Genomic DNA, 26,720 nt, shown 5'->3' with positions numbered 1-26,720 from the left:
CGGATATATCGGGGTTGAGGAGGGGAATGTATTGAATGTCCGGCCATACGTGGAGGAGACATGGACGTACACGCCCGCCTTGCCCGCCACCTGCTCGTCGACGGCTACCGCCTGGTGCTGGATCTGGAGCTGAGCCAGGGGCCCTGGCTCGTCGACGCCCGCGACGGCCGCCGGTATCTGGACTTCTACACCTTCTTCGCCTCAGCTCCCCTCGGCGTGAACCCGCCCTTCGATCCGGACTTCACCCGGCTCCTCGGCCAGGTGGCGCGGAACAAGCCCGCCAACTCCGACATCTACACCGAGCATCTGGCCGACTTCGTCGACACCTTCACCCGGGTGCTCGGTGACCCCGCCCTGCCGCACCTGTTCTTCGTCGAGGGGGGCGCCCTGGCCGTCGAGAACGCCCTGAAGGCCGCCTTCGACTACAAGAGCCGCCGCAACGAGGCCGAAGGCAGATCGCCCGCTCTCGGCACCCGCGTCCTGCACCTCACCAAGGCCTTCCACGGCCGCAGCGGCTACACGATGAGCCTGACCAACACCGACCCGGTCAAGACCGAGCGGTACCCCGTCTTCGACTGGCCGCGCATCGACGTGCCGGCCATCCACCACGGCGACGTCGAGGCGGCCGAGGAACGAGCGCTCGCCCAGGCTCGCGCCGCGTTCGAGCGGTATCCGTACGACATCGCCTGTTTCATCGCCGAGCCCATCCAGGGCGAGGGCGGCGACAACCACATGCGCGCGGAGTTCCTGCAGGCCATGCAGGGCCTCTGCCACGAGCACGACGCGCTGTTCGTCCTGGACGAGGTCCAGACGGGCGGCGGCACGACCGGCACCCCCTGGGCCTACCAGCAGCTCGGCCTGTCGCCCGACATCGTGGCCTTCGCCAAGAAGGTCCAGGTGGGCGGCATCATGGCGGGCGGGCACCTGGACCAGGTGTCCGACAACGTCTTCCGGCAGAGCGGCCGGATCAACTCCACCTGGGGCGGCGGCTTGGTGGACATGGTGCGCAGCAGGGGCCTGCTGGAGATCGTCGAACGGGACGGCCTGATCCCGCGCGCCGGCACGCTGGGCGCTCTTATCCTCGAACGGCTCACCAAGCTCGAAGCCGAGCACCCGGCTACCGTTTCCAACGTCCGCGGCCGGGGCCTCATGTGCGCCTTCGACCTGCCCGGCACCGCCGAGCGCGACGCCCTGGTCACCCAGCTGAGGGAGGAGGCGGGCGTCCTGGTGCTGCCGTGCGGCCCGCGCTCCATCCGGCTGCGCCCGGCCCTGAACATCTCCGAGCACGACCTCGACCACGGCCTCGCGGCCCTGTCGACGTCCCTGGAACAGCGCTCGTAGCCCTGGCGGGACATCTCCGGCGCCGGCGGGGGGCGTACCGGCTATTCGGAGGAGCGAGACAGCCACAGGCCGATGGCCGTGACCCGCGAGTCCACGCCGAGCTTGGCGTAGATGCGGTTGACGTGGTTCTTCACCGTCTTCTCGCTGAGGAACAATCGCTGCGCGATCTGGCCGTTGGACTGACCGGTGGCGATCAGATCCATGACCTCGGCCTCGCGCTTGCTCAAGGACGTGAACACGCTGTCAAACGCTGCATCGTCGACTCTCATCCGGCCTCCGGAACGAAGACGGTCAGATCGCCGAGGCCCCCGCGCTTCCGGCGTTAGCGGTAGACAGCGAGCATAACTCGCATTGTCATGTTTTGGGGACAATGTTGGAAAAAACGGCAACGGCCGGTCCCGAAGGACCGGCCGTTACGCCTTGGGGTGAGTGAAGGGACTTGAACCCTCGACATCCAGGACCACAACCTGGCGCTCTACCGCCTGAGCTACACCCACCACGAGCCACCCGCATGAGCGGCACAGGAAAAGTGTAGCGGTCTTCGGGACCCTTTACGCCACTGATTAACCCGTGACACGCTCGGCGAGCGTCCGGGCGGTCGCCGAGTCGGGCCCCGGCTGACCCACGAACACGGCCGCGCGGTAGTAGCGCAGCTCCCTGATGCTCTCGGTGATGTCCGCCAGCGCCCGGTGGCCGCCCTGCTTCTCCGGCGCGGCGAAGTAGACGCGTGGATACCAGCGGCGCACCAGCTCCTTGATCGACGAAACGTCGATCATGCGGTAGTGCAGGTAGCCGTCGACCGCCGGCATGTCCCTGGACAGGAACGTGCGGTCGGTGCCGATGGAGTTGCCGCAGAGCGGCGCCTTCTTCGGCTCCGGAACGTGGCGGCGGATGTAGTCGAGCACCAGGGACTCCGCCTCCGCCAGCGTCACGCCGCCCGCCAGCTCGGGCAGCAGCGCGGAGGCGGTGTGCATCTCGCGGACCACCTGCGACATCTGCTCCAGGGACTCCGGCGGCGGCTTGATGACCACGTCGACGCCCTCGTCCAGCTGGTTGAGCTCGCTGTCGGTGACGACGCACGCCACCTCGACGAGCGCGTCGCGCCCGAGATCGAGCCCCGTCATCTCGCAGTCGATCCAGACCAGCACGTCACTCATTCGTTCTCCTCGCCGCAGCGGCTCGGAGCGATCCGCCCGCTTGCTTGTCCCACCAGCCTAGTGCCACCGGTCAGGCGGGCTTCAGCGAGCTCAGAACGTCGCTGACGACGTCGGTGCCGAGATTGTCCGGGACGGACATGTAGACCAGGGCCGGTCGTTGGCCCTCCCCCCGGTCCATCAGCACGATCGCGCCGTTCTCCTTCTTCCACTTGTAGTCGTTCTTCTCCGACTCCTCGGTGAAGTCGAGCTCGAACTGGAGCACCCAGGCGTCCCGGTCACCGATCTTCAGGGCCTTGTCGGCGATGATCTTGTTCTTGTGCGGGAGGCCGTAGTACCTGGCGTTGAAGTCCAGGAAGATGGTCTTGGCCGTGGCGCTCAGCCCGGACGCCCCGGCGTAGGGATAGCTCTCGCTCAGAGTCCCGGTGTAGACGTTGCCGATCCAGCTGGCATTCTTGCCGTCGTAGTTGTCGTGCGAGGTCTTCTGGACGCCACTCGTCCATTGCTGGCTTCGCGGGTCGCTGCCGTTGATCGGGGTCTTCGGCACCTCCCAGCCCTCGGGCACCTCGAACGAGACCTCCGCCTTCGGGTCGGTGACGCGACCTGACTCCGGCGCGGGGAGCTCGGCCGAGGCCGTGGGCGGCTCGGCGGACGGCGTCGGCTCAGGCGTCGACTCAGGAGTCTGCTCCGGCGTCTCCTCCAGGCTCTGCGAGGGCGACTCGGAGGGCATCGCGACCGGGGCGGAGCTGTTGTTGACCACGAAGACGCCGGCCACCACGATCACCGCGATCACGACCACCGCCGCCAGCCCGCCGAACACCCACGGCAGAGGATTGCTCTGCTTGCGCGGCGGGCCGTAGCCGGCGCCGGGCAGCGGGGCGCCGCCCCACTGGGTGGGCTGCTGCCGGCCGTGGGGAGGTTGCGGCGCCTGGCCGTACGCGAGCGTGGGGTTCGCGGGGGTGGCCGACCAGTCGGGCTGGTGGTTGCCGTAGGGCTGCTGCGGGCCCGAGGCCGGTTGGGGGCCGGCGGGCGGCTGCTGCTGGGGTCCCTGCTGTTCCAAGGGGTGGGTGGCGTCCGTCCACTGGGAGCCGTCCCACCACCTGAGTTGTGGCGAACCGTAGGGGTCGGGGTACCAGCCCGCGGGGGTCTGCGTGGTCATGTCCGTCAGAGTAGTAAGAACCGGTTTGAGATGCATTGTTGCGTGGTTCAACACCGGTAAGTGAAGCTCGCCTTCCCGGTGCGCGCCGGGCCCGGCGACAGCACCCGTAACGTGGCGGTGGCCTTGACGGTGCTCTTGCCCTGCAGCGACCACCTCAGCGGCACACTGTAGGAGGTCTTGTCGGACGTGGTCTCCAGGGTCGCCTTGACCACCTCCTTGTCCAGGTTCTTGCGCCACTCGTAGGTGATCTCGCCGGCCTCGCCGTTGGTGACGATCGTGCCGGTGATGAGCACGGAGCTGTTGCAGCGCTGGGTCTTCTTCGGGGCCTTGACGGCGACGGACGCGACCGCCAGGTCCGGCGAGTCGCCCAGCCTGAGCCAGGCGACGGCCGCGCCGGCCAGGACGACCGCGAGGATGCCCGCGGCCAGGATCGTCCGGCGGCGGCGCGCCTTGGCACGCCTCGCCGAGCCCCGCCGGGGCCCGTCGCGCCCCTCGCGCCAGATCCGCTCGGCCGGTGTCTCGGTGTCGGCCCCGGCCCCCACGCCGGGCCCGAAGCGCACCCCGCCCTGGTCGCCGGGACTGGGGTGCGTCGACGCCTGGCTGCCCAGCATCGCCTGCCCCCCGGTGGACGCCTGCCCGAACCCACCGGCGTCCGAGCCGGGATACTGACCCCCCGGTCCCGTGCCCATCCCGGCCCCCGCGCCCGCACCGGGGCCGGTGCCCAGGCCCGGGCCGGTGCTTGTGCCCGGGACGCGTAGCAGTGTGACGATGTCGCCCTCGTCGCGGTCCGCCTCCCGGCCGCGACCGGCCGCGTCCTCCGGTCTGGTGTACGCGGCCGGCTGCGCGAACACCGACTGGCCGCGGGCCGCCTGGGCCAGCCCGTGCCGGCTGAGCACGCCACCGGGCAGCAGGTCACGCTCGGCCAGCAGCATGCTCCTGGCCGCCGCGAGCCCCCGCGTGGTCGCCGTCACGGCGGCCCGCTCGAAGAGGTCGGCGGCCCTGGGAGCGTCGCGCGCGCACGAGGCGGCCAGTCCGCGGGCCAGCGCCGCCCATCCGGACGCGTCGCGTTCGGGCGTGGACAGCCGGCCGTGGATGGCGTCCGACAGGCCGCGCTCCGACAGCAGCGCGCCGCCCTCGGCCGTGATCACCACGGTGCCGGGATGCACCGAGCCGTGCGTGACCCCCGCCGCGTGCAGCGCGACGAGGGTGTGGGCCGTCTCGGCGAGCACGGACGCCGCGCCGCTCGCGTCGACCGACCCGGTGGCCAGCAGGCCGGTCAGGGTCGGGGTGACGGCCTGCGCGGTCAGCAGCCACACCTGCGGCCCGGCCGCCACCACGTCGGCGACCGGGATGAGGCCGGGCAGCCCGCCCAGGGCCAGCCCGCGGTCGGTCAGCACGGCCGACACGACCCGGTCGCGCACGCCCGGCGTGTCGATGATGCGGGCGTCGAACAGCAGCGCTCCCGCCCGGCGGCCATCGGGCGAGATCGCGTCGATCCAGTTGCCCACCTCGGTGATCCAGGTGTGCTCGGTCAACTGGAATCCGGCGATGCCGTTTCTCGGATTGGTCATCGACGATTCCCCCGGCCCGTCTAGCGCTTCGTGCGGTGCCGTCCCGCCATGCGACGTTTCACCGCCAGTGTGACCGGAACCGCGCCGGACGTCATCAGGCCGAGCGCGAGCAGCGCGGCCGGGGCCGCGACCGCGGACTCCCGCACCCGCTTGATCTCGGGAACGTTCGTCGAGCGCGGGGTGACCGGGTTCCCGTCGGAGTCGGTAGGTGTGTCGCGGGGAGTGGAACCCCCGCTGGACGAGGTGGTGGGCGTACCGGGATTCGTGGTGGGGATCTCGGACCGGGTGGGCCGGGTGTCGGGGGTGCGAACCGGCGATCGGGTCGGCTGCGGGGTCCGGGTGACCATCGGCACGCCGTCGTCGTCGTTCCGGGGCTTGCTGTTCAGCACCGGGTCCGAGGGCCCGGCGGTGGTGGGGGCGGGCGTCTTCACCCGCGTGCGGGTGGGCCTGGCCGCCGGGGTCTTCACCTTGGGGCTCCTGATGGGAGTCTTGGTGGTGGTCGGGTTCACGACGGGCGGGGCGACGCTCGCGGTCTCCGTCGGCTCCGCAGGGGTCGCCTCGGGTGTCGGTTCCTCCTCGGGCTCGACGGGTGGCTCGGTCTCGGTCGGCTCCGCCCCGGGTGGCTCGGTCTCGGGCGGGAGCGCGCTCGGCGTCACCTGCGAGGTCTGCGCCCGCAGCACGGGCTCCTCGTCGAGGGTGTTCACCAGCACGACCCCGATCGCGATCACCACGCCGGCGCACGCCGTGCTGATCACGACCTTGGCCGGGAACCTGCCCATCACCTTGGCCGGCTCGCTGAAGCGGGTCTCCGCCAGGGTGGTCCCCACCTCGGCGGGAGCCTCGGGCGCGTTCGGGAACATCAGGAGCAGCAGACCGGCCAGACTGGCCAGCCGGCGCCTGCCGCGCTCCTCCCAATCGGGCCCGTACGCGTCGGCCGCGATGGCCTCCAACTCGGTGAGGAACGCCTCGGCGGACGGTGGGCGCTCGATCGAGTGCTTGGCCAGGCCCCGCTCGACCAGTCCTTGCAGCGGGCCGGGCACCTCTTCGACCGGCGGCGGCGCGCTCTGGTGCTGCCGCGCGAGCGCGGCGAGGTTGGGGGCCCGATAGGGGCGGGCGCCGGTCAGGCACTCGAAGAACACCACGGTGGCGGCGTAGACATCGGTGGCGGGCGAGGCCGGGTGGCCGGCCCACTGCTCCGGCGCCATGTACGGCGGGGTGCCGGCGGCGCTCGTGCCCTCTCCGGCCATGACCGCGATGCCGAAGTCGACGAGCTTGCTCTCACCGTCGCCCTGGACGATCACGTTCTCCGGCTTGAAGTCGCGGTGCACGACGCCCATCGCGTGAGCGGCCGCAAGACCCTGCAGCGAGCCCTTGAGAACCGTCAGCGCGGCCTCGGGGCCCGTCGGGCCCTGCGACCTGACCAACTCGCGTAACGAGACGCCGTTGACCAGCTCCATGATGATGGCCGCGCCGTAGCCCGTCTCGACGTAGTCGATCAGGCGGGCGTTGTGCGGGCTGCGCATGGTGCCGAGCAGCCTGGCCTCGTGCCGGAAGCGCGCCACGAAGCCCACGTCGGCCCTGAGCTCGTCGGACAGGTACTTGATGGCGACCTCGGCCCCGTCGTGGTCCCGCCGGGCCAGGGCCACTCTGCCGGTCGCTCCGCTGCCGAGTTCGCGAACCTCGGTGTATCCGGGAACCCCCCACTGACTATCCCCGTACATACGGTCTCCTCCTGGAGTCCTCTGGGCCCCCGCCCTATACAGAAGGAGCGTAGTTTATCCAGCCGCTACAGACCTATGACAGGTAATATCCCGATAAGTAAGTAAGGGCAGGTCAGTTAATGGTTTCGCCCGTATCCGAACTCTCTGGCCGGGGGCTCTTCGTGGGTTCCTCGGGCTGCGGGCAGGCCGGGGTCCTGCCGCCCGCCGAGTCGCCTCCGTTGCCCGCCGCGGGCCGGGTGCCGGCCCGTACCCGCCAGGACGCCCCGCACGGCACCTCGCCGTAGGCGTGGCTCACGGTCGTGAGGTACGAGGTCTCGCCGGACAGGGTAACCGCCTTGGCGCCGACGATCCTGCCGTCCAGGGCGAAAACCACGTTCACCCGTACGGGCCGTGTGTTGCCGGTGGTCACCGCGATCGACGCGGTGGCGGTGTTCCCGTCCAGCACGGCGCGTGAGATCGACACCCGCTTCACCTCAGCCGGGCAGGTGACCTCCGCGCGGCCGGTCGCCGTGCGCCCGCCCGCGCGCACCCGCACCGTGACGACGGCACCGCACGGACGGGACCTGAAGGTGTGCGTGAAGGACTGCCTGTACGAGGTCCGCCCGGACAGGGTCGCCTCCCGTGTCCCGACCTGATCCCGGTTGACCGCGAACGCGGCCGTCACGGGCACCGCCGCGGTGCCGCTGGTCGTCATGGTGACCTGGGCGCGGGCGACGCCGGACGCGGCGTCCATCCGGAGGCCGACGCGCAGCCCGGTCACCCGCGTCGGGCACTCGGGCACGCTGACCGTGGACGAACTCGCCCCGCCGGGGGCCGCCGGGGTGGTGCTGACGGTGAAGGTGACCCGCTCGCCGCACGGCGGCTCCCGCAGGACGTGCCGCAGGGAGCCGGTGTAGGAGGTGGCGCCGCTGAGCCGTACCCGCTCGTTGTGGACTGTCTCGCCGCCCACCCGCCAGGCGGCGGTCAGGACGATCGGCGCGGTGCCGGTGGCGCCGACGGTGTACGTCCCACCGGCCACGGCGCGGTCCACCGTGAAGCGGTCCACGGTGAGCCGCGACACAGCGGTGACGGGCCGCGTGGTCACCGGCGGCGTGGTGACGGGCGGGGTGGTGACTCGTGGGGTGGTGACGGGTGGTGTCGTGACCGGCGGGGTGGTGACTCGTGGGGTGGTCGCGGGCGGGGTGGTGACCCGCGGGGTGGTCGGGGTGCCGGTGGGCGGGCCCGAGTTCGGCGGTGTGCTGCGGGTGGACGTCGCGGTGGGGGGCGACGACGGTGTCGACCTCGACGTCGGGGTCGAGGTGGAGGGGGGCGTCGAGGCGGGTGGGGGGCCGGTGGTCGTCGTGGGGGAGAGGGAGTCGGAGGCGGGCGGCTGGCCGAGGGACGGACTGTCGGTGATCAGTTGCTGCGGGCCGACCTGCGGGACGGCCGCCGGGGTCTCGGCCGTCGTCCGGCTCGGCGCGGCGGAGGGCGGCGACGACAGCCCGGCCGGTGGCCTCGACTCCGAGGGCGCGGCCGCCACCGGGTTGAACGGCGTCGGCCGGTCACGGTTGGCCATCACGATGATCACCGTCGCGGCCACCAGGGCGGCGAGCGTGGTGCCCATCGCCAGCTTGACCGCGCCGCCGCGCACCCCGCGCGTGGCGCCCTTCGCCGCCTTGACCGCGCCGCCGCGCCCGCTCCGGAATACCGTCTGTGCCAGTGACGTGGTGACCTGCGCGGGCGGCGAGGTCTGCGGCACCGGTAAGAGCAGGCCGAGCAGCACCACCAGCGCGCCCAGCCGGCGCCTGCCGCGCTCCTCCCAGTCCTCGCCGTAGGCGGCCCTGGCGGTCGCCTCCAGCTTGGCCAGGAACGCCTCCGCGCTGGCGGGGCGGGCCGCCGGGTCCTTGGCCATGCCGTGCAGGATGAGCTCGCGCACCGGCTCGGGCGCGTCGTGGGCGGGCACCGGGACGTGTACGTGCTGGTAGCCGAGGACGGTCGGCTCGGTCGAACGGTAGGGCCGGTGCCCGGTCAGGCACTCGAAGAACACGGCCGTGGCGGCGTAGACATCGGTGGCGGCCGTGGAGGGCTGCCCGGACCACAGCTCGGGCGCCATGTACGGAGGCGTCCCCTCGGGCTGGGAGATCGTCCCCTCCCGTACGGCGATGCCGAAGTCCACCAGTTTGCTCGCGCCGTCCTCGCGGACGATCACGTTCTCGGGCTTGTAGTCCCGGTGCACCAGCCCCAGGGAGTGGGCCTTGGCCAGGCCGAGCAGCGAGCCCTTGAGCACGACCAGCGCCGCCTCCGGCCCGGTGGTGCCGTTCTCGCGCAGCAGGGCACGCAGGGAGACGCCGTTGACCAACTCCATCACGATGGCGGCGCCGTGCTGGTCCTGGATGTACTCCCACAGCGTGGCGACGTTCGGGTCGCGCAGCGTGGTCAGCAGCCGGGCCTCGGACCGGAACCGTGCCAGGGCCACCGGATCGTGCCGCCACCTCTGCGAGAGGTACTTGATCGCGACCTTGATGCCCGTCTCGTCGTGCACCGCCAGCACGACCCGGCCGCTGACACCGGCCCCGATCTGCTTGACTTCCGTGTAACCAGGAGCTTCCCACTCCATTTGGCTCTCCCATCAGAAGTCGGCCCACCTGATGAGACGTTCGATCCGGGGGCCGGGTTTGCCTGGCGGCCCGTGTTTATGGAACTACTACCGGCTTGATATGTGAACAGGTATACCGATTTCTTTGGGAAGCACCGGGTCTGGCTGTGGTTCGCCCCATCTGGTGTCAATGGGCAGCACTCCCGCCCATACGGGCAGCGCGTAGTCGGCCTCGTCGTCAATCGGCGCGCCCCGGCGGATCTTGACCGACGCCTCCTCCAGAGACAGCGCGAGCACGGCGGTCGCGGCGAGCTCCTTGGCCGTGGGCGGCCTGGCGTAGTCCCACTGGCCGGGGGCGAGCTGCTCGGTCAGCGCCCGCAGGCCCGCCATCCGCTCCTCCTCGTCCGTCACCGGCCGGGCCCGGCCGTAGATCATCGCCGAGCGGTAGTTGACCGAGTGGTTGAAGACCGAACGGGCCAGCACGATGCCGTCGACGTGCGTGACCGTGACGCACACGTCACTGCCGGAGCCGCCGGAGCCGCCCGAGCTGTCCGAGCCGCCTGAGCCGGCGGCGCGCAGGGACCGGGCGCCGGTCGAGCCGTGCAGGTAGAGGGTCTCGCCGATCCGGCCGTAGCCGGTGGGGATCACCATCGGGTGGCCGTCGACCACCACGCCCAGATGGCAGATCAGGCCGGCGTCGAGCACGTCGTACAGATCGTTCCGGTCAGCGCTGCCCCGGTTCTTCTCGCGGCCGAGGCGGGTCCGGGCGGTGGTGGAGAGCATGAGCACGACCGTAACGGGAAAGTGGACCTATCCTGGAGAGCCACTATCGGACACTTTCCGGAGACCACTTCCGTGCGTTCCCTTGTTGACCTGCCCATCTCCCTGTCCCGGGAGGCGGCCGTCCCGCTCACCACGCAGCTCGCCGACTGGCTGCGCGGCGCGATGCTGTCCGGGTCGCTGGCGCCCGGGGAGCGGCTGCCCTCCTCGCGTGGGCTCGCGGACCAGCTCAGCGTGAGCCGGACGGTCGTCACGGAGGCGTACCAGCAACTTTACGCCGAGGGCTGGCTGGAGGGACGGCACGGCTCCGGCACGTTCGTCGCCACGCTGGACTCGCCCCGCCGCTCGGTGCCGGAGACCCCCAGCCCCAGGATGCGGCGTCGGGTCGTGCCGGGCGAGAAGGAGATCAACCTGACGCCGGGCCACCCGTGGGTCCGCGACTACGACCGGGCGGCCTGGAAGCGGGCCTGGCGCAAGGCCGCCGAGCTGCCTCCGGGCGACTACCCCGACCCCTACGGCCTGCCGCATCTCAGAGAGCTGCTCGCCGACCACCTGCGCAGGGCCAGGTCCGTGCCGGTGGGGCCGGAGAACATCCTGGTCACCAGGGGCACCGGCAACGGGCTCGACCTCTGCGCGCTGGCGCTGCTCGGCGCCGGCACCAGGGCGGGCGTGGAGGATCCCGGCTATCACGTGGCCCGCACCGTGTTCGCCGCCAGGGGAGCGGAGGTGGTGCCGTGCCCGGTGGACGAGGACGGGGTGATCGCCGAAGGGCTGCCCGACGACCTGCGCCTGCTCTACACCACGCCGGCGCACCAGTATCCCGTGGGCGGGCGGCTGCCGATCCCGCGCAGGGAGCGGTTGCTCGCCTGGGCCAGGCGCACCGGCGCGATCGTCGTGGAGGACGACTACGACGCCGAGTTCCGCTACGACGTCGCCCCGCTGCCCGCCCTCTACGGCCTCGACCCGGCCCGTGTGGTGCTGCTGGGCACGCTGTCGAAGTCGCTGGCGCCGGACATCGGGGTCGGCTGGCTGGTCGGCGCCCCCGAACTGCTGGACCGGATCGCCGAGATCAGGCGCGCCGTCTGTGACCGTACGAGCGGCCCGGTGCAGCACGCGGTGGCGACCCTGCTGGAGCGCGGCGACCTCGACCGGCACCTGCGCAGGATGCGTCTGGAGTACGCGCGCCGCCGCGCCGTGGTCGTCGAGGTCCTCGGCGAGGTCTGCCGCCTGCGCGGGGACACGGCGGGGCTGCACGTCCTGGCCGAGCTGGCGCCGGGGACCGGGCCGGACATCGTGGAGCGGGCCGCGGAGCGCGGTGTCCTGCTCGACACGGTCGAACGGCACCACTTCGGCCCCGAGCGGCTGCACGGCCTGGTGATCGGCTACGGCTCGGCGTCGCTCACCGACGTCAGGCGCGGGTGCCGGATCCTCGCCGAGCTGATCGGCAGCGCGGCCTGAGCCGGGTCATCGGACGCGTTCCCAGGCAGGCTCCAGGCTGCGCAGCACCGGCAGCGAGCGGGAGGCGAACAGCGGGTCGACAGGCAGGACGTGCCGCGCCCACCAGCGGGCCGCGGCCGGGTCGTCGGAGGGCTGGGTGAAGGGCTCGGCGTAGTCGTCGTACGGCGGGTCGTACAGATAGCCCGTCGCCACCCCGTGCCGCTCCAGCTCGGCGATGGCGGCGTCGCGCTCCCGCACCAGCAGCGGGACGCGGAACAGCGGCTGATCGAGGTGGTCGCGGACGGCTGAGGCGGCCGACGGCAGGGTGGCGAGCCGGGCCACGCCCGCCAGCCTCCGCGAGCGCTCCCTGGGCACCGCCGCCACCCGCCGCTCCTGGTACCACCGGGCCAGTCGGCCCCGCTCGGTGCGGTAGGAGTGCAGGTCGGCCTGGACCCACGGGTCGAAGGGCGGCAGCAGAGGAGCGTGCGGCAGCGCCTTCGACAGGGCCTCGGCCAGCAGCGGGATGCGGTAGCCGTCACGGGGCTCCTGCAGCCCCAGCGCCCGCGCCAGCCGCAGCGCGGGACGGACGAGGTCGAGCCTGAGCGCCGCCTGGCGGGCCATCGAGGTGGCCACACTGAGCAAATCGGCGCGGAAGGCGCCCGGCTGGAGCAGCTGGTCGCGGGCTCGTTCCAGGGCCTTCAGGTCCGCCGCGTGCTCGACGGCCAGGACCCCGCCCGAGCCGGCGCCGGGATGCTTGGACAGGCTGAAGACCCCGGCCTGACCGAAGGTGCCGAGCGGCCGGCCGTCGACGCTGGTCTCCATGGCGTGCGCCACGTCCTCGATGAGGATCTTGCCGGTGAACGCCGACACCTGGTCCGGCAGGCCGTACAGATTGGTGGTCAGGACCGCGTCGACCGTGGAGAGGTCCACCTGGGCGGCGTCGATGTTGCCGTCACGCGCCGACAGCGGCGCGATCACCGGGCGCAGGCCCGCCGCCAGCACGAGGAAGAGGATCTCGTCGGCCGAGATGGGCGACATGAGGAGCCGCTGGCCGGGCGTGCACCAGTGGCGCAGCGCCAGGTAGAGGCCGAGGCGGTTGGAGGGCAGCAGTAAGCAGTGCCTACCGGTGCGCTCCGCGATCAGTCTCACAGGGGCAGGACGGCACGCAACCGTCCGTACGTTTTCAGCGCCTTGTCGGCGGTCCGGTGCAGCAGGGGGTTGGCCAGCACCGTGGCGCGGGCCTTGCGGGCGGGCACCCGCAGCATCCAGTGGACGCCTGCCGACGGGCTGCGCCGGGCGATGCGGCCCTCGGTCACCATGAGCTCGCCGTTCTTGAGCTTCTCTTTGTACTCCTTGTGGCCGCGGCCCATGTCGACCACCAGGATGCCGGACTCGGCGGCCTTCTCGGCCATGGCCAGGTGCTGGATGAGGCCGGGGGAGTATTTGGCGAAGGCGGTGTCGTAGGCGGGGAACCAGCCGGCCAGGGTGGTGCGGGTGCGGATGCCGAAGTGCCCGGCCACCGGCGTGCCGTCGACGTAGACCATGTCGAGGACGCCGGCGAAGCTGTCGGTGCGGGTGTCGAGCAGGCGCTCGACCAGCTCGACGATCCACTGGTGGGCGAAGCGGTCGGTGCGGCCGGTGCGCCGGTACTGGTCGGTCTTCCAGGACAGCAGCGTGCGCAGCGGCGCCAGGTCGGGGGTCGCGTAGTCGTGCCGGACCTCGCCGATGTCGCGCTGGAGCTTGCGCGACTTGGCCAGCGTGCTCTTGTAGGTCTTGCCGGAGTGCTCGCGCAGGAACTCGGTGTACGGACCGTAGCCGTCGCGCAGGTTGATGACCGGCGACGGGTAGGCGTCCGCCATGGCGCCCTGCACCGGCTGGTCCGCGACCAGATGGTCGTACTCGTAGACGGCGAGCCCGCACAGCTTGAGCAGCCGCTGCGGATGGATGTCGGCGTCCTTGACGTGGATCATGCCCTGCGCGTCGGTCAGGCCGGCGGCCACCGGTCTGCCGATGCCCAGCGGATGACGCTCGAAGGGGAAAAATCCCACAATGTCGGGTCCGTCATAGACGACCGCTACCCATACCATGTCGCGGAGTTCGCCGACCGTGATCGTGAACTCGGGAGACAGGAACGGGTTGTCGAAAGCTGGGTCGGCTTCCTGAAGCGCGCGCCAGCGGCCTACTTCGGATGCTCCCAACTCGCTGGGGCGAACGAGCGTGACGTGCATGGGCTCCTACTGTCGACATGCCTTACTCGGAACTCGGATCAGCATGCGGGCAGACATGTTCGACCAGCTTAGAGGATATGCGCCGGTGGTAGGCCGGTCATGATTCAGAACGTTATCCAACTCCCAGGTGGCATTCAGGACCGAATAACGTTCTAATGGTGATCCATGACCGTACCAGGGATTGACCGGACCCGGCTCTTCGGATGGCTGGGCCGGCACGTGCCCGACGCCGGTGAGCCCCTGTCGGTGTCGCTGATCTCCGGTGGCAGGTCGAACCTGACCTACCTGATCGAGATGGGCGAGCAGCGTGTGGTGCTGCGCCGCCCGCCGCTCGGGCACGTCCTGCCGACCGCGCACGACATGCGGCGCGAGTGGCGGGTCATCTCGGCGCTCGCCCCGACCCCGGTGCCCGTCCCGGAGCCGATCGCGTTCTGTGCCGACGAGGACGTCATCGGAGCGCCGTTCTACCTGATGGGCCACGTCGAGGGCGAGGCCGTACGCAGCAGGCAGCAGCTCGGCGAGCCCGCGCCCGCGCGGACCCGGCGGCTGTCGGAGCGGCTGGCCGAGATCCTGGCCGCCATCCACGCCGTCGACTACCGCGAGGTCGGCCTGGCCGACTTCGGCCGGCCCGAGGGCTACCTGACCCGCCAGCTCGAACGCTGGAACCAGCAGTGGGAGCGGTCGAGGACCGACGACCTGCCCGAGTACGACAGGCTCCGCACCCGGCTGCGCGAGCGCCTGCCGTCCGGCTCGGCCGGCACGCTGCTGCACGGCGACTACCGGCTCGACAACACTCTCGTCCGGCTCGGTCCGGCGGAGCTGGAGATCATGGCCGTGGTGGACTGGGAGATGTCCACGCTCGGCGACCCGCTGGCCGACCTCGGGCTCACGCTGACCTACTGGCAGGACCGCGGCGACGAGGAGCGCGCCCGGATCCCGGTGGCCGGGGACGTGACGGTCGCGCCCGGCTTCATGAACGCCGCCGAGTTCGCCGCCCACTACGGCAAGGTGTCCGGCCGCGACATCTCCGACCTCGGCTTCTACACGGCCTTCGGCAACTTCAAGCTCGCGGTCATCGTGCAGGGTATCCACGCCCGCTTCCGGCAGGGTAAGACCGTGGGTGAGGGCTTCGAGCAGATCGGGGCCGCCGTGCCCACTCTGATCACCCGCGCCCACCGCATGCTCGACGAGTCGTGATCCCCATCATGTCCGACCCCTGAGGAGCGTCATGAGCACTGTTGCACTGATCACCGGAGCGGCGAGCGGCATCGGGGCCGCCGTGGCCAGGCGCCTGTCGACGGGCGGGGCCACCTGCGTCCTGGTCGACCTCGACGCCGAAGGCGCCGAACGGCTGGCCAAGGAGGTCGGCGGCGCGTGGCTGGCCGCCGACGTCAGCACCGAGGAGGCCTCGCTGCGCGCCGTCGAGCTGGCCCAGGAGAAGTACGGCCGGCTGGACCTGGTGCACCTCAACGCCGGCATCACCAGCGGGGTGGACCTGGCGGCCTTCGACGCCGCCGCCTACCGCAAGGCGGTCGGGGTGAACGTGGACGGCGTGGTCTTCGGCGTCGCCGCCAGCCTGCCGCTGCTCAAGCGCTCGGGCGGCGGCGCGATCGTCGTCACGGCGTCGCTGGCCGGGCTCGTCGGCTACGACGGCGACCCGATCTACACCATGACCAAGCACGCCGTCGTCGGCCTCGTCAGAGGCCTGGCCACCCCGCTGGCGAAGGAGAACATCAGGATCGACGCCGTCTGCCCCGGTTTCACCGACACCCCGCTGGTGGCCGAGGCCAGGGAGTTGTTCACCAGCGCCGGATTCCCGCTGCTGGACGCCGACGACGTGGCCGCCGCCGTGGAGTCCGCCTTCTACTCGGAGGAGACGGGCACCCTGCTCATCGTGCAGCCGGGCAGGCAGCCGGTGCCGTACCGTTATGCGGGGGTCCCCGGTCCTGCGACGGGCCAGCGCCCGCCATCTTCCTGACCGGTCGCAAGTGGCGCGCAAGTAGTGCCTATACGGTTATATAGGCCGGGCGATCTCGCCCGGCCTTTTGAACGTCGCGTGAGGGGTGGATTCCGTGATTCCGACGGACGGCCGACATGCCCGCAGGCGGTCGCCTTGGCCGATCGCCGTAGGGGCCGGTGTCCTCGCCGTCCTGCTCGTGGCGGGCATCATGGTGTACGCGAGCATGAGATCGGCGTCCCGGCCCGAGTTCAGCGGCGGCGAGGCGGCCAAGCCCGCTCCCAGTGAGCCCGCGCCCAGCCTGGAGCCGCCGCCCCCGGTCGACGACTGGCCCCGCTGGGGTGTCACGCACACCCAGTACAGCGCCGACAACGCCGCCGAGCAGGTACGGGAGGCCGCCGAGGGGATCCTCGGCCGGGTGCCGATGCTGCAGAACCAGCACATCATGGGCTGGGGCGCCGGCAACCCCGAGCCCAGCCAGGGCCAGTACAACTTCCGTGACCTCAACCGGCGGCTGGAGTTCATGGCGTCGTCGCGGGCGCTGCCGATCATCACGCTGTGCTGCGCGCCCGACTGGATGAAGGGCGGCAGGGCGGGCTACACCGACTGGAGCAAGAACCACACGGTCGCCCCCGACCCGGAGCACTTCGACGACTACGCCAAGCTCGCGGTCAAGGTCGCCAAGCAGTACCCGACGGTCAAGCACTACATGGTGTGGAACGAGTTCAAGGGCTTCTGGAACCCGGCCACCAACCGCTGGGACGCCGAAGGCTACACAGAGCTCTACAACAAGGTCTACGACGCGTTGAAGAAGGTGGACCCGGAGATCCAGGTCGGCGGCCCGTACGTGCCCATCGACAGCTACCAGAGCGGCCCGCCCTCCGAGCTGTCCGGCACCTACGGCACGATCGACCAGCGGACCCTCGACGCGATCGAGTACTGGATCGAGCACAAGAAGGGCGCCGACTTCATCGTGGTCGACGGCGCGACCCTGACGAAGGACAAGGGCAACATCCCCGACGACTTCGCCGCCACGGCCAAGTTCAGCGCCATCACCGCCTGGCTCAAGGAGAAGAGCGGCAACATGCCGGTCTGGTGGGCCGAGTGGTACGTCGAGCCGGAGAGCTCCGACTGGACCGAGGACAAGCGCATGGCCGTGCAGGCCGCCACGCTCATGGAGTTCGCCAGGACCGGGGTGACGACGGCCCTCTACTGGAGCCCCCAGACCAAGAACCCGGGCCCCTGCGCCGGCTGCCTGTGGGACGGCGGAAGCGGCGCCGAGCTGCCGATGGCGGGGCTGCTGAGCGGCTTCACCAAGTGGTTCCCCGCCGGCGTGCCGATCGAGCAGGTCGAGGTCTCCGACCAGCGGGTCAAGGTGCTGGCGCAGGCCCGCCAGATGGTCATGGTCAACACCACAGACGCCGCCCTGACCGCCACGGTCGACGGCAAGCAGGTGACGCTCAAACCGTACGAGATCCAGTGGAGCGGCCGGGGCGCGACCTGACGGCGAGCGGCCGGGGCGCGACCTGACGGCCTCCTCTGGACGGCCTGACGGCCATCTCTGGACGGCGAAGGTCCCCTGTCACGGCGTGACAGGGGACCTTCGCCGTACGATCGGGACGGTTCAGGCGCCCGCGGCGATGTAGACGAACCGCTCGGCGATCACTCCGACGGCCACCACGAAGGCCGGGATGCCGATGAACAGCAGCCACCTGCGGGCCCGCGGCGCACGCTTCGCCCCGTTGAGCCGGATGACCTCGTAGCCGAACAGGGTCACCCACATCACGATCAGCGCCACGATGCCGACCGGCGTCCACGGCGAGCTCGGGTCGCCGGGCGTCTGGTACGGCTGCGGATCCGGAGTCTCCGTCCCTCTGACGAACGACCCCCAGGTGTAGAGGGCCGCGTCCTTGTTGCCGTAGACCTTCTTCAGCTGAGGCGTGGCGTCCAGCGCGGCCCGGAACTTCTCCCCCCAGCCCTCCGGGAAGTTCTCGTTGAGCTGCAGGAAGTTGACCTGTCCCCGGTTCACGACCAGATAGGTGTTGCGCGGGCTCTCCGGTCCGGGCTTCAGCCGCTCCACCACGTCCTTGACGATCGTCGGGTCCTTGTGCACCAGCGCCTGCCCGGCGAAGTTGACCAGCTCGATGTCCTTCTCGCCCCACGGCAGCGTCGGTGTGACCTCCGGGCCCAGCTGCGACGTCAGGTAGACCACCCGGGCGCTCGGCTTGTCGTGCTCGTACACGTAGTGCATGGCGGCGACCTCGCCGGCGGTCACCCGCTCGAACTTCTCGTTGCCGTAGCGGGCGACGAGGAAGGCCATCGAGAACGCCACCGCGAAGCAGGCCGCCAGCACGAGCGACACCTTCTTGGTCAGCTCCGGGTTGAAGCGCACGTTCCGCTTGCGGATCGGAACGGTCTCCTCCCGCACGTCGGTGCTGTCCGCCGGCAGGTTCGGGAAGAACGCGAACGCCGCCAGCAAACAGGCTCCGGGCAGCGCGAACATGTAGATCCGCAGCCCGATCTCGCCGCCGTAACTCTGCAGCCCCAGCGCCAGCACCGGCACGCAGAGCAGGATCAGCGCGGCCCGGTCGAACACCCCGCGCCGCATCCGCCGGAACAGGCCCACCGCCGCCAGCGTGAGAATCACCATGAGGATGCCGAGCCGCGCCTGCAGCACCAGCGCGTGCAGCGGGTCCGTCCCCTCGATGCGGTCACCGGTGTTGGTCTGCAGGTTCGTCAGGATCTTGCCCAGACCGCCGAAGATGGCCTCGATCTGGCCCGCCCAGAAGCCGACGGCCTGATAGCTGATCCAGGTCAGCACCACCATGCCGAGGGAGAACGGCAGCGCCCACGTCAGCGAGGTCCGCTTCACGATCAGAAATGCGGTCATCACCCCGAGCATCATGAACGGGGTGATCTGGTGCGAGGCCGTCGCGGCGACGAACAGGGCGACCATCAACATCAGCATGAGCAGCTTGTCGGCGCGGTACATGCCGGTGTTGGCCAGCTCGCCCGGCGTCATCGCGTCCAGCCGGCCCAGCAGCCTGCGCAGCCCCTTCGGCGCGATGGGCTTCTTTCGCGGCTCCACCCGCCCGAACCATCGCAACAGGATCGCCACGAACGCCAGATAGAGGGCGAAGGTGAAACCCTGCGATGAGAAGTAGTCCTGGCCGATCCACTGCACCAGCACGAACAGCAGCGCCGCGAACCAGCGCGCCCGCGTGGTGGCCACCACCTGACGCAGGATCAGCACGAACGGCAGCAGATAGAGCAGGTTGGACAGCAGCGGCGTCCAGTTCAGGATCGGCGTCAGGTCGGTGATCCCCGCCGCCTTCGTCACGAACGCGAACAGCGCGAAGAAGCCGGGCCAGCCCATCCGGGCGTCGATGTTGATCGCCGTCTCGCCGGTCCTGCCGATGAACTCCACGAAACCGGCGTGGATGTACGCGGTCGGGAACCGGGGCTCCTCGGCCACCAGCGCACCGGCGCCGTGCAACGCGAAGGTGATCGCGGCGATCTGGAACAGCAGCAGGAACTTACGGTCCGTGCTCTGCGCGACCGTGACGAAGAACGACACCAGCATGATCAGGATGGCGACGAACGCGCTCGTGGGCAGGGCCGCGATCAGGCCCAGGCCGTTGATGTCGGCCGGATCGACCCCGCGCAGCGGCCCCGGGCTGACCTTCAGGGCCAGCACGTACATGACCAGGCCTTCCAGCACCAGCACCAGTGGCAGCCACTTGGGCGCACTGGCGATCAGCGCCGTGACCTTCCCCCTGAACCCCACTGCCGGCGCCTGCGCCCGCGCGGCAGGCTCCCGCACCTGCGTACGCCCACTGGCCGCCGATCCCGCCTCACCGGGCACGGACGGCATCGCGTCCGCCCCGATCGGCATCGCGCCCGGCCCAGTCGGCTGCACGCCCGGTCCGATCGGCGTCGTCTGCGGCCCAGCCGGCATCGTGCCCGGCTCGGTGGGCTTCGTCCCGGGGAATGCCGGAGCCGTACCGAGGCCCGCAGGGTCGGTGTCGGCCGCGGGTGACTCAGCGCCGGACGACTTCGACGACGCGTCGTCGACCTCAGAAGCAGCGCCCAGAGAGCCGCCCGCACGCGCCGGCGGAGAATCCTCGCCACGCGGCGAAACTCCCGCCGCCGAGCCCGCCGAGCCCGCCGAGCCCGCCGAGGCGCTCTTGGGCGACGTGTCGGTCTTGGTGTCGCCCGTGGCGCTCTGTGATGCTGCGCCGGTCTTGGTGTCGGTGTCGCCTGTGGTGCTTCGCAGTGCCGTGGTCGCCTCAGGGTCGTCGCCTGGGGCGCTCTGCGGGGTCATGTCGGGCTTTCGGGGGCCTTGCTGGCCTGGGCCGGGCTTTGGGGCTTCTGTGGCGCTTGGTGAATCTGGGGCCGGTGACAGCGGGGGAGCGTGGGGCCTGGCGCCCGCCTTGGGGGCCGGCCCGCTTGAGGGCTTCGGCGGCACGTCGGTGTCATCGGTGGCATCCGCCGTGGGAGCGTCCTGGACCGTCTCGCCCGGGGATGCGACCGGGGTGGGCTGGACGGCGGTCACTTCCTCGGCGCCACCCGCAACGCCGGCACCGGGCGTGGCCTGCTTGCGGGCGGGCCGCTTGCCGGTGCCCGGGCGGGGGAGGGCGGGCCGGGTCTCCTTGGCCTGCTCGTCGGCGGGGGCGGGCCTGGCCGTCTCCTCCGCCTCTTCGAGCGTCGGCGGACCGCCGATGCGCACGGCTGCGGACTCGGGGATGCGAAAGGTCATGGTGGCGCTGGAGTCCGCCTCGGCTTCGGCCTTCGAGCCGTCCTCGGGCTCGGGCTGAGGCTCGGGTTCGGGCGAGTCAGGCGGCGTCTTGGCGGGGCCCGACGGTGGGGCCTCCTTGGCGGATTCGAGATCCAGCCGGGGGATGATCCCCGTCGCCTCCGGATCGAATGGCACCTCTGACTCCTCTCCCGCGTCCCCCCGTACGCCGGAAGAGCCGGTCCCCGCTGTCATACCATCGCCGTCCCGTTGCCTCACGTTGACCATCATGCGGCCCCGGGCGACCCCTGAGCGACTTCCGTTCGCGTAGTTTCGCCATATTTGAGAATTTTACGTAGCTTTCCGAAGATCAAAAGTGCCACCACGGTCTCGCTGAGCAGCATTCCGTATCCCACCGCGTTCACGTTCGTGAACGGGAAAAGGACCAAGATAGACGCCAGCACGAGCGACGCCAGCCCGATCTGGACCAGCGCGAGCGTGTGCGCCCGGCTCTGCGCCCGGAGCGCGCTCAGGTAGACCTCGATGAGCACCCGTGGCAGCACGGCGAGCGCCATGAGCCGCAGCAGCATAGTTCCCTCGTCGGCGAATTTCGACCCGAAGATCTGCAGGATGAGCGGCGCGCCGACGATCACCACCGCGACGATCGGTACGATGATCAGCATCGCCCGCCGCAGCGCGTGGCGGCAGTTGGCGGCCAGCCGCGACCGGTCGAAGGAGCCCTCGACGGTCAGCGACACGGCCATGTTGATCGCCAGCACCTCGATCATGCAGCCCAGCGTGTGGGCCATCGAGAAGCGCCCGAAGGTGGCCTCGCCCACCTGTGTGGCGACGACCACGGGCACCAGGTAGACGATCGCCAGCACCGACAGGGCGCCCGGGAAGTCGCCGGCCAGGAACCTGCCGACCTCGCGCAGCCCGGGAGGGTTCTGCCCGATGTCGGTGGTCTGCCTGACGTGCCGGGGCACCACGACGCCGAAGATCAGCCAGTTGATCGGGATCAGCGCGACGGCCGTGGGAACGATCCAAGAGACGAAGATCCCGCCGTTGGGCAGCGCGCCGGCCAGAGCCACCAGCAGCCCCATCTTGACCAGGCCGAACACCACGCTGTTGAGCGGCACCCAGGTCGCCTGGCGCAGCCCGGTCAGCGCCACGTCCTGGAGGGTGAAGACGGCCCAGACCGCCACCGCGGCGAGGAAGAACAGGCCGGGCCCCCACCCCGCCAGCACGGAGTACGTCTCACCCCACAGCGGCAGGGTCAGCAGGAAGCCGACCGCCGCGGTCACACCGGTGGCGGCGGCTATGCCGTACCCCCGCAGGATAAGCTCCGGGGTGCGGCGGCCCGCCACCGGCAGGAAGCGCGCCAGCGCGCCCACCAGCCCCAGCGCGGTCAGCGACGCGAACAGCCGCATCAGCACGATCACCGCCTGCCCGCGGCCGAACTCCTCCTCGGAGAAGTAGTGCGCGGCGAGCAGCCAGTACCCCATGCCGAGAACAGCGGTGATGCCGGTGTTGGCCATCAACGCGTAGCCGTTCCTGAACAGTGGATTGCGGAGGTCGCGGAGCAGTTTCTGCCAGAGGCTAGACATTTCCGCGGACCCGTTGCAGCCCGTACCGTGTTCGCCGGACGACCGCGTACCCCTTGGTCAGGATGCGCTCGCGCAGATAGATGAGGGGCACACCGGTGCCTTCGACCGCGCGCCTGAACATGGCGGTGGTGGTGTGCGTGGAGATCGTCAGCCGCGGGATGGCGAGCATGTCGTGCTTGTCGGCGGCGATCGAGTTGGCCACGGCGCAGGCGGCGAAGTAGCCGGCCTTGCGCACCTCACGCCGGACACGGGCGCTGCTGTAGCCGAAGGGGTAGGCCATGGTGGCGACCGGTGCGCCGATCTTGTCCTCCAGCAGGGCCTTGTTGCGGCGCAGCTCCTGGCGGAGCTCCTCGCTGGGGAGCTGGTCGAGCTGCGGGTGGCTGTGGCTGTGGCCGCCGATCTCGATGCCGGCCCCGGCGGCCTCGCGGGCCTGGGTCCAGGACAGCATGTCGTCCAGCGGCCTGCCCGCCGCGTCCTTGCCCGCGTCGGACACCCAGCCGCTGGTCAGGAAGACCGTGGCGGGGAAGGCGTAGCGCTCCAGCAGCGGCAGCGCCTGGCTGTGGAAGTCGGCGTAGCCGTCGTCGAAGGTCAGCACGATGGGCTTGTCGGGCAGGACCCGGCCGTTGTTGTTGTTGAACGAGGCCACCAGATCGCCCAGGGTCAGCGGGGTGAAGCCGCTCTCCTTCAGGTAGGCGAGCTGCTCGGCCAGGTCGGACGGCCGTACCGAATGCGGTTTGGTCTCCTCGTTGGGCTTGTCGTTGACCGAGTGGTACATCAGGATCGGCACCCGGATCATGACCGCACCACTTTCAGCCGTACCGAACCCACGAGATACCCCCAGGCCGTCCAGGCCAGCCCCACCACGATCGCGCCGGCCCTGCCGAGCCCGCCCACGTCGCCCTTGAGCGCCTCGCCGACACCGCGCAGCGCGCCGAGCGGCAGCGTCTTGAGCGCGTGCGCCCGCTCGCTGGACAGCCCGTCCTGGGTGCCGACCTCCTGCGTGACCAGGGCCTTCGACAGCCCCTCGGCGTAGCAGCGGGAGCGGAAGTAACCGAACGTCTCCCGCTGCCCGGACACCTTGTGCCCGATGAGCGCCCGCGGCTCGAACAGCATGACCGAGCCGGGCCTGCGCTGGCTCAGCCTGATGCAGAACTCCGTCTCCTCGCAGCCCAGCGGCCTGCTCTTACGGCCCTGCACGCTGCGGCCGATGCCGCTGTGGAACCCGCCCACCTCGGACACCACCTCGCGCAGGAAGGCCGCGTTGCCTCCCATGACGTTGCGGATCGGCGCCCGCACCTCGGGCATGCCCCGGTAGGTGCAGCCGACCGTCCAGTCGAACTCGTACGGGAACCAGCGCGGCCTGCGCTTCGACGCCCAGATCGGCTCGGTGCGACCGCCCACTCCGACGACACCGGGATCCTGGAAGCCCTCCTCCAAAGCCTCCAGCCACCCAGCGTCGGCGACCGCGTCGTCGTCGAGGAACGCGACGATGTCACCGGTGGCCGTGGCCACGCCGGTGTTCTTGCCGCCGGACAGCCCCTGCTCATGCGTGTTCTCCACGACGATCACGTCGGGATACTCACGCTTGAGCTTCAGGTGCAGGTCCGGATTGTGGTCGACCACCAGGATCAGCTCGTACGGCCGGCGCGTTTGCCGCTCGACCGACTCCACGGCTTGCCTGATGTCCTCCCACCGGTCCTCGGTGTAGACGCAGATGACAACAGACGTGTTCACAACGATTCCTTCGAGCGACTCGGACGACCTACGCGACGCCCCGGTCAGCGGCCGGTGTCGCGGCGGGCTCGGGCTGCGAGACAGTGGGCTGGCGGCGCCACTCGCGCAGGATGGTCCTGAGCACCCGCAGGCCGTCGCGGACCACGTGCAGGTTGCTCTCACCGTGGATGCGGTTGCGCTCGTGGCTCGGCACCTCGTGCACCCGCAGCCCGGCCTTGGCGGCCCTGATGTTCAGCAGGGTCTCCACCTCGAAGCCGTCACAGTCGACGTCGAGCACGTCGAGGTGGCGGGCCCAGAAGGCGTTGTAGCCGTAGCACAGGTCGGTGTACTGGGTGCCGTACATCGTGTTGACGATGCCGGTGAGGACCTTGTTGCCGAAGCGGCGGTTGAACGTCAGGTCATCGCTGCCGCCGCCCGCGGCGTAGCGCGAGCCCTTGACGAAGTCGGCGCCCGTCACCAGCGCGCCGACGAACGAGATGATCTCGTGGCCGTCGGTCGAGCCGTCGGCGTCGATCATCACGATGATGTCGCCGGTACACGCGGCGAAACCGGCGGCCAGGGCGTCGCCCTTGCCCTTGCCGGTCTGGGTGACGACCTTGATGTTGGGCCGGAGGCGGCGGGCGACGGCCACCGTGTCGTCGACGGAGTTGCCGTCCACGAGCACGATCTCGTCGAGCCACTGAGGCAGGGTGGCGAACACGTGAGGCAGGTTTTCCGCCTCGTTCATCGCGGGCACCACGACGCTCACCGTCGGAGAGATGGCCAGGTGAGGTGTGACCGGGGTGAACCGCTCGATAGGGGGCATGGAGCGCAGCGGCTTGATCTGTGTCTTGCCGTTGTACTTCGTGATCTCGGGACTCATGGCGAGGTTGATCCTTCCGAGACCTCCCGATGCACCGCGTGGTCAGCGACTCCCTGGTGCTGAGGGAATGGCTGATGAGGCGAGCGGTGCATCGGGTGGGTCCTGAGGTGAGGGCTGTGCTGGTGCTGTGCTGCTTCGGTGCTGTGCTGCCGTGGTGCTGTGGTGCTGTGGTGCTGTGGTGCCGTGGTGCCGCGTTGCCGTGGTGCCGGGGCGGAGACGGGCTCAGCCCGCCCCCGTCGGATCCTTGGCGACTGCGTTGTCCTGCTGCATGGAGCGGCGTACTCGGCCGAAACCCTTCAGCACGCGATCGGCCGCCCTATAGAGAGACGGTCGGTCCATGACAATTGTTCGGGCCTTGTTGAAAGGAGTCCGGCCCATCCAGTGAACGGCCGCCGCGGGAGACGGTCGGGAGACGCGTCCTTCGGCGACGTACAGGACTCCGCTCTTGAGCCAGTCCTTGTACTCCTTGCCGCCCTTGCCCATGTCGACCATGTGCAGGCCGCTCGCGGCGGCGGCCTCGGCCATCTGCATGTGGTGGACGATGCCGGGGGAGTATTTGGCGAACTCGGTGTCGTAGGCCGGGAACCAGCCGACGAGGGTGGTGGCGGTGCTCAGTCCGAAATGGCCCGCGACCGGCACGTCACCCGAGTAGAGCATGGTGAGCACGCCGGAGAAGTCGGGCGACCGCTCGGCGTGCATGAGGTCGATGAGCTCGACGATCCACGGCTGCGCGAACCGGTCGACCCGGCCGGTCCGCTGATACTGGTCCGATTTCCAGTTGAGCAGTGTGCGCAGCACCTCGGGGTCCGCGGAGGACCATTCGAAGCGGAGCTCACCATGCTCCCTGCCGAGCTTGCGCTCCTTGTAGCGCACGGTCTTCAGGTTCTTCGGGGAGTTGGTCTTGACCTGGTCGAGCCAGGCGTCGAAACCGAGCGTGAAGTCCATCACCGGCGCGGGGCGGACGTCGCTCTCGAAGGGCGCGAACGTCGGCTGGCCGGCGACCAGGTGATCGAAGTCGAAGACGGTGAGTTTGCAGGCCCGAAGGAGGACCCGCGCGTCGATCTTCAGATCCGGGACCGCGATCAATCCGTGGCAGGTGGTGAGGAAGCCGCCGAGCGGCTTGCCGATGCCGAAGCTGTGCCGTTCGTACGGAAGAAAGCCGACTATGCGGTTTCCGTCCTGAATGACGGCCACTCTCACATAGTCGCGCAGACGGTCCATCGCGATGGCGAACTCCACCGACAGGAACGGGTTGTCCAGGCTGGGATCGGCCTTCTGAAGCTCCCGCCATCGGGCTCGCTCAGAAGCGCCGAGCTCTCCTGGGCGGATGACGTTGATCTTCACCTTGCCCTGGCCCCCTGTTCGGTCTGCATGTTCTTCCCCCGGTACAGCACCCGAAGCACGTACATGAATCCTCCGAGCACGGCGACCGTCGCCACGCCGGCCCGAGGCGACCACGCGTTGAAGAGCAGCATGGCCTGGGCGAGCAGCACGTTGATGACGAGACTTGCCGCGGCTCCTACAGATAGTGCTGCAAGCGGATCACGATCACGCAACAGTCCCACGACGGCCGCCCCGGGAACCACGAGCAGGAACAGGGAGATCAGCAGTGGCCGCAGTGGCGTGTCGATGTCGACGAGCGCGATCACCGCTCCCGCGATGCAGGCGAGCGCGAGCAGCCACGTGAGCGCTCTGCGGTGCTTGAGCATCTACTGTCTCTCTCCCGTTCCCGCTGGACGAAGCGACGATCGATCGCATTCATGGGATCAATCCTCGCGTGTGTACGTCAACGCCGACGCTTGGATGCGTCATCTGGTTTACCGGTAGGCAGATTTTTCCATGTGGCGTTCAACACATGG

At 70.1% G+C, this 26,720-nt stretch carries 21 protein-coding genes and 1 tRNA gene; 5 read left to right on the top strand and 17 right to left on the bottom strand.

What is annotated here, in order from left to right:
• Positions 1 to 60: 60 nt before the first annotated feature.
• A complete protein-coding gene (lat, locus tag ACTMTF_RS21720) occupies positions 61 to 1,341 on the top strand; it encodes an L-lysine 6-transaminase (protein ID WP_441112334.1) in 1,281 nt (426 codons plus the stop codon).
• 41 nt (positions 1,342 to 1,382) lie between these two features.
• On the opposite strand, the gene ACTMTF_RS21715 is transcribed toward lat, so the two are convergent.
• From ACTMTF_RS21715 to ACTMTF_RS21680, 8 genes are all read right to left on the bottom strand, one after another.
• Positions 1,383 to 1,580, bottom strand: coding sequence for a helix-turn-helix domain-containing protein (locus ACTMTF_RS21715; RefSeq protein WP_441112333.1), 198 nt, complete (start codon positions 1,578 to 1,580; stop codon positions 1,383 to 1,385).
• 182 nt (positions 1,581 to 1,762) lie between these two features.
• Positions 1,763 to 1,838: transfer RNA gene (locus ACTMTF_RS21710), tRNA-His, on the bottom strand.
• A gap of 66 nt (positions 1,839 to 1,904) precedes the next feature.
• Positions 1,905 to 2,498, bottom strand: a complete 594-nt coding sequence (gene orn, locus ACTMTF_RS21705; RefSeq protein WP_189136750.1) for an oligoribonuclease — start codon at positions 2,496 to 2,498, stop codon at positions 1,905 to 1,907.
• A 70-nt stretch (positions 2,499 to 2,568) separates the two neighbouring features.
• On the bottom strand, positions 2,569 to 3,654 hold the full coding sequence (locus ACTMTF_RS21700; protein WP_441112332.1) for a DUF2510 domain-containing protein: 1,086 nt from the start codon (positions 3,652 to 3,654) through the stop codon (positions 2,569 to 2,571).
• A gap of 47 nt (positions 3,655 to 3,701) precedes the next feature.
• Complete coding sequence (locus tag ACTMTF_RS21695) at positions 3,702 to 5,225, bottom strand: hypothetical protein (RefSeq protein ID WP_441112331.1); 1,524 nt, start codon at positions 5,223 to 5,225, stop codon at positions 3,702 to 3,704.
• Between the two features lie 20 nt (positions 5,226 to 5,245).
• Complete coding sequence (locus tag ACTMTF_RS21690) at positions 5,246 to 6,946, bottom strand: serine/threonine-protein kinase (protein ID WP_441112330.1); 1,701 nt, start codon at positions 6,944 to 6,946, stop codon at positions 5,246 to 5,248.
• Positions 6,947 to 7,058: 112 nt separating this feature from the next.
• A complete protein-coding gene (locus tag ACTMTF_RS21685; RefSeq protein WP_441112329.1) occupies positions 7,059 to 9,542 on the bottom strand; it encodes a protein kinase domain-containing protein in 2,484 nt (827 codons plus the stop codon).
• An 87-nt stretch (positions 9,543 to 9,629) separates the two neighbouring features.
• The gene (locus ACTMTF_RS21680; protein WP_441112328.1) at positions 9,630 to 10,304 is read right to left on the bottom strand and encodes a pyridoxamine 5'-phosphate oxidase family protein; all 675 of its coding nucleotides are present in this window, start codon (positions 10,302 to 10,304) and stop codon (positions 9,630 to 9,632) included.
• A gap of 72 nt (positions 10,305 to 10,376) precedes the next feature.
• Here ACTMTF_RS21680 and pdxR point away from each other — a divergent pair, with 72 nt between their 5' ends.
• A complete protein-coding gene (pdxR, locus tag ACTMTF_RS21675; RefSeq protein WP_441112327.1) occupies positions 10,377 to 11,759 on the top strand; it encodes a MocR-like pyridoxine biosynthesis transcription factor PdxR in 1,383 nt (460 codons plus the stop codon).
• A 6-nt stretch (positions 11,760 to 11,765) separates the two neighbouring features.
• Here the strand turns inward: pdxR and ACTMTF_RS21670 are convergent, their stop codons facing one another.
• Together ACTMTF_RS21670 and ACTMTF_RS21665 are read right to left on the bottom strand one after the other, a co-directional pair.
• Positions 11,766 to 12,887 carry a DegT/DnrJ/EryC1/StrS family aminotransferase gene (locus ACTMTF_RS21670; RefSeq protein ID WP_441112326.1) on the bottom strand — a complete coding sequence of 374 codons (1,122 nt, stop codon included), beginning with the start codon at positions 12,885 to 12,887 and terminating at the stop codon, positions 11,766 to 11,768.
• The gene (locus ACTMTF_RS21665; protein WP_441112325.1) at positions 12,884 to 13,966 is read right to left on the bottom strand and encodes a GNAT family N-acetyltransferase; all 1,083 of its coding nucleotides are present in this window, start codon (positions 13,964 to 13,966) and stop codon (positions 12,884 to 12,886) included. Before ACTMTF_RS21665 ends, ACTMTF_RS21670 begins: the two co-directional genes overlap by 4 nt.
• A 165-nt stretch (positions 13,967 to 14,131) precedes the next feature.
• Between ACTMTF_RS21665 and ACTMTF_RS21660 the strand changes: the two genes are divergently transcribed.
• The 3 genes from ACTMTF_RS21660 (at position 14,132) to ACTMTF_RS21650 (ending at position 17,427) form a co-directional block, all read left to right on the top strand.
• Positions 14,132 to 15,163: a phosphotransferase family protein gene (locus ACTMTF_RS21660; RefSeq protein ID WP_441112324.1), complete on the top strand. Its 1,032-nt coding sequence runs from the start codon at positions 14,132 to 14,134 to the stop codon at positions 15,161 to 15,163.
• 31 nt (positions 15,164 to 15,194) lie between these two features.
• Positions 15,195 to 15,944, top strand: a complete 750-nt coding sequence (locus ACTMTF_RS21655) for an SDR family oxidoreductase (RefSeq protein WP_441112323.1) — start codon at positions 15,195 to 15,197, stop codon at positions 15,942 to 15,944.
• Between the two features lie 94 nt (positions 15,945 to 16,038).
• Entirely contained in the window at positions 16,039 to 17,427 is a 1,389-nt protein-coding gene (locus ACTMTF_RS21650) for a GH39 family glycosyl hydrolase (protein ID WP_441112322.1), read from the top strand.
• Positions 17,428 to 17,547: 120 nt separating this feature from the next.
• Here ACTMTF_RS21650 and ACTMTF_RS21645 read toward each other — a convergent pair whose 3' ends face one another.
• The 7 genes from ACTMTF_RS21645 to ACTMTF_RS21615 form a co-directional block, all read right to left on the bottom strand.
• Positions 17,548 to 20,856, bottom strand: a complete 3,309-nt coding sequence (locus tag ACTMTF_RS21645; protein ID WP_441112321.1) for a hypothetical protein — start codon at positions 20,854 to 20,856, stop codon at positions 17,548 to 17,550.
• 89 nt (positions 20,857 to 20,945) lie between these two features.
• The gene (locus ACTMTF_RS21640; RefSeq protein WP_441112320.1) at positions 20,946 to 22,265 is read right to left on the bottom strand and encodes a lipopolysaccharide biosynthesis protein; all 1,320 of its coding nucleotides are present in this window, start codon (positions 22,263 to 22,265) and stop codon (positions 20,946 to 20,948) included.
• Complete coding sequence (locus ACTMTF_RS21635) at positions 22,258 to 23,061, bottom strand: polysaccharide deacetylase family protein (protein WP_397004587.1); 804 nt, start codon at positions 23,059 to 23,061, stop codon at positions 22,258 to 22,260. Before ACTMTF_RS21635 ends, ACTMTF_RS21640 begins: the two co-directional genes overlap by 8 nt.
• The gene (locus tag ACTMTF_RS21630) at positions 23,058 to 23,999 is read right to left on the bottom strand and encodes a glycosyltransferase family 2 protein (RefSeq protein WP_441112319.1); all 942 of its coding nucleotides are present in this window, start codon (positions 23,997 to 23,999) and stop codon (positions 23,058 to 23,060) included. The genes ACTMTF_RS21635 and ACTMTF_RS21630 overlap by 4 nt, the downstream gene beginning before the upstream one ends.
• A 28-nt stretch (positions 24,000 to 24,027) precedes the next feature.
• Positions 24,028 to 24,861, bottom strand: a complete 834-nt coding sequence (locus ACTMTF_RS21625; protein ID WP_441112318.1) for a glycosyltransferase family 2 protein — start codon at positions 24,859 to 24,861, stop codon at positions 24,028 to 24,030.
• Between the two features lie 222 nt (positions 24,862 to 25,083).
• A complete protein-coding gene (locus ACTMTF_RS21620) occupies positions 25,084 to 26,205 on the bottom strand; it encodes a GNAT family N-acetyltransferase (protein ID WP_397004581.1) in 1,122 nt (373 codons plus the stop codon).
• Positions 26,202 to 26,570, bottom strand: a complete 369-nt coding sequence (locus tag ACTMTF_RS21615; protein WP_397004579.1) for a hypothetical protein — start codon at positions 26,568 to 26,570, stop codon at positions 26,202 to 26,204. The genes ACTMTF_RS21620 and ACTMTF_RS21615 overlap by 4 nt, the downstream gene beginning before the upstream one ends.
• Positions 26,571 to 26,720: the final 150 nt, after the last annotated feature.

This window comes from Nonomuraea sp. ZG12, assembly GCF_052068115.1.
In the GTDB taxonomy this organism is placed as follows: domain Bacteria; phylum Actinomycetota; class Actinomycetes; order Streptosporangiales; family Streptosporangiaceae; genus Nonomuraea.
The sequence above is the reverse complement of the archived record's forward strand: the minus strand, read 5'-3'. Positions and strand labels throughout refer to the sequence as shown.

Coding starts and splice junctions, on each gene's coding strand:
- ACTMTF_RS21660 (WP_441112324.1), top strand. CDS start 14,132: ATGACCGTACCAGGGATTGACCGGACCCGGCTCTTCGGATGGCTGGGC.
- ACTMTF_RS21680 (WP_441112328.1), bottom strand. CDS start 10,304: ATGCTCTCCACCACCGCCCGGACCCGCCTCGGCCGCGAGAAGAACCGG.
- orn (WP_189136750.1), bottom strand. CDS start 2,498: ATGAGTGACGTGCTGGTCTGGATCGACTGCGAGATGACGGGGCTCGAT.
- ACTMTF_RS21695 (WP_441112331.1), bottom strand. CDS start 5,225: ATGACCAATCCGAGAAACGGCATCGCCGGATTCCAGTTGACCGAGCAC.
- ACTMTF_RS21635 (WP_397004587.1), bottom strand. CDS start 23,061: ATGATCCGGGTGCCGATCCTGATGTACCACTCGGTCAACGACAAGCCC.
- ACTMTF_RS21625 (WP_441112318.1), bottom strand. CDS start 24,861: ATGAGTCCCGAGATCACGAAGTACAACGGCAAGACACAGATCAAGCCG.
- ACTMTF_RS21640 (WP_441112320.1), bottom strand. CDS start 22,265: ATGTCTAGCCTCTGGCAGAAACTGCTCCGCGACCTCCGCAATCCACTG.
- lat (WP_441112334.1), top strand. CDS start 61: ATGGACGTACACGCCCGCCTTGCCCGCCACCTGCTCGTCGACGGCTAC.
- ACTMTF_RS21685 (WP_441112329.1), bottom strand. CDS start 9,542: ATGGAGTGGGAAGCTCCTGGTTACACGGAAGTCAAGCAGATCGGGGCC.
- ACTMTF_RS21700 (WP_441112332.1), bottom strand. CDS start 3,654: ATGACCACGCAGACCCCCGCGGGCTGGTACCCCGACCCCTACGGTTCG.
- ACTMTF_RS21655 (WP_441112323.1), top strand. CDS start 15,195: ATGAGCACTGTTGCACTGATCACCGGAGCGGCGAGCGGCATCGGGGCC.
- ACTMTF_RS21615 (WP_397004579.1), bottom strand. CDS start 26,570: ATGCTCAAGCACCGCAGAGCGCTCACGTGGCTGCTCGCGCTCGCCTGC.
- ACTMTF_RS21690 (WP_441112330.1), bottom strand. CDS start 6,946: ATGTACGGGGATAGTCAGTGGGGGGTTCCCGGATACACCGAGGTTCGC.
- ACTMTF_RS21665 (WP_441112325.1), bottom strand. CDS start 13,966: ATGCACGTCACGCTCGTTCGCCCCAGCGAGTTGGGAGCATCCGAAGTA.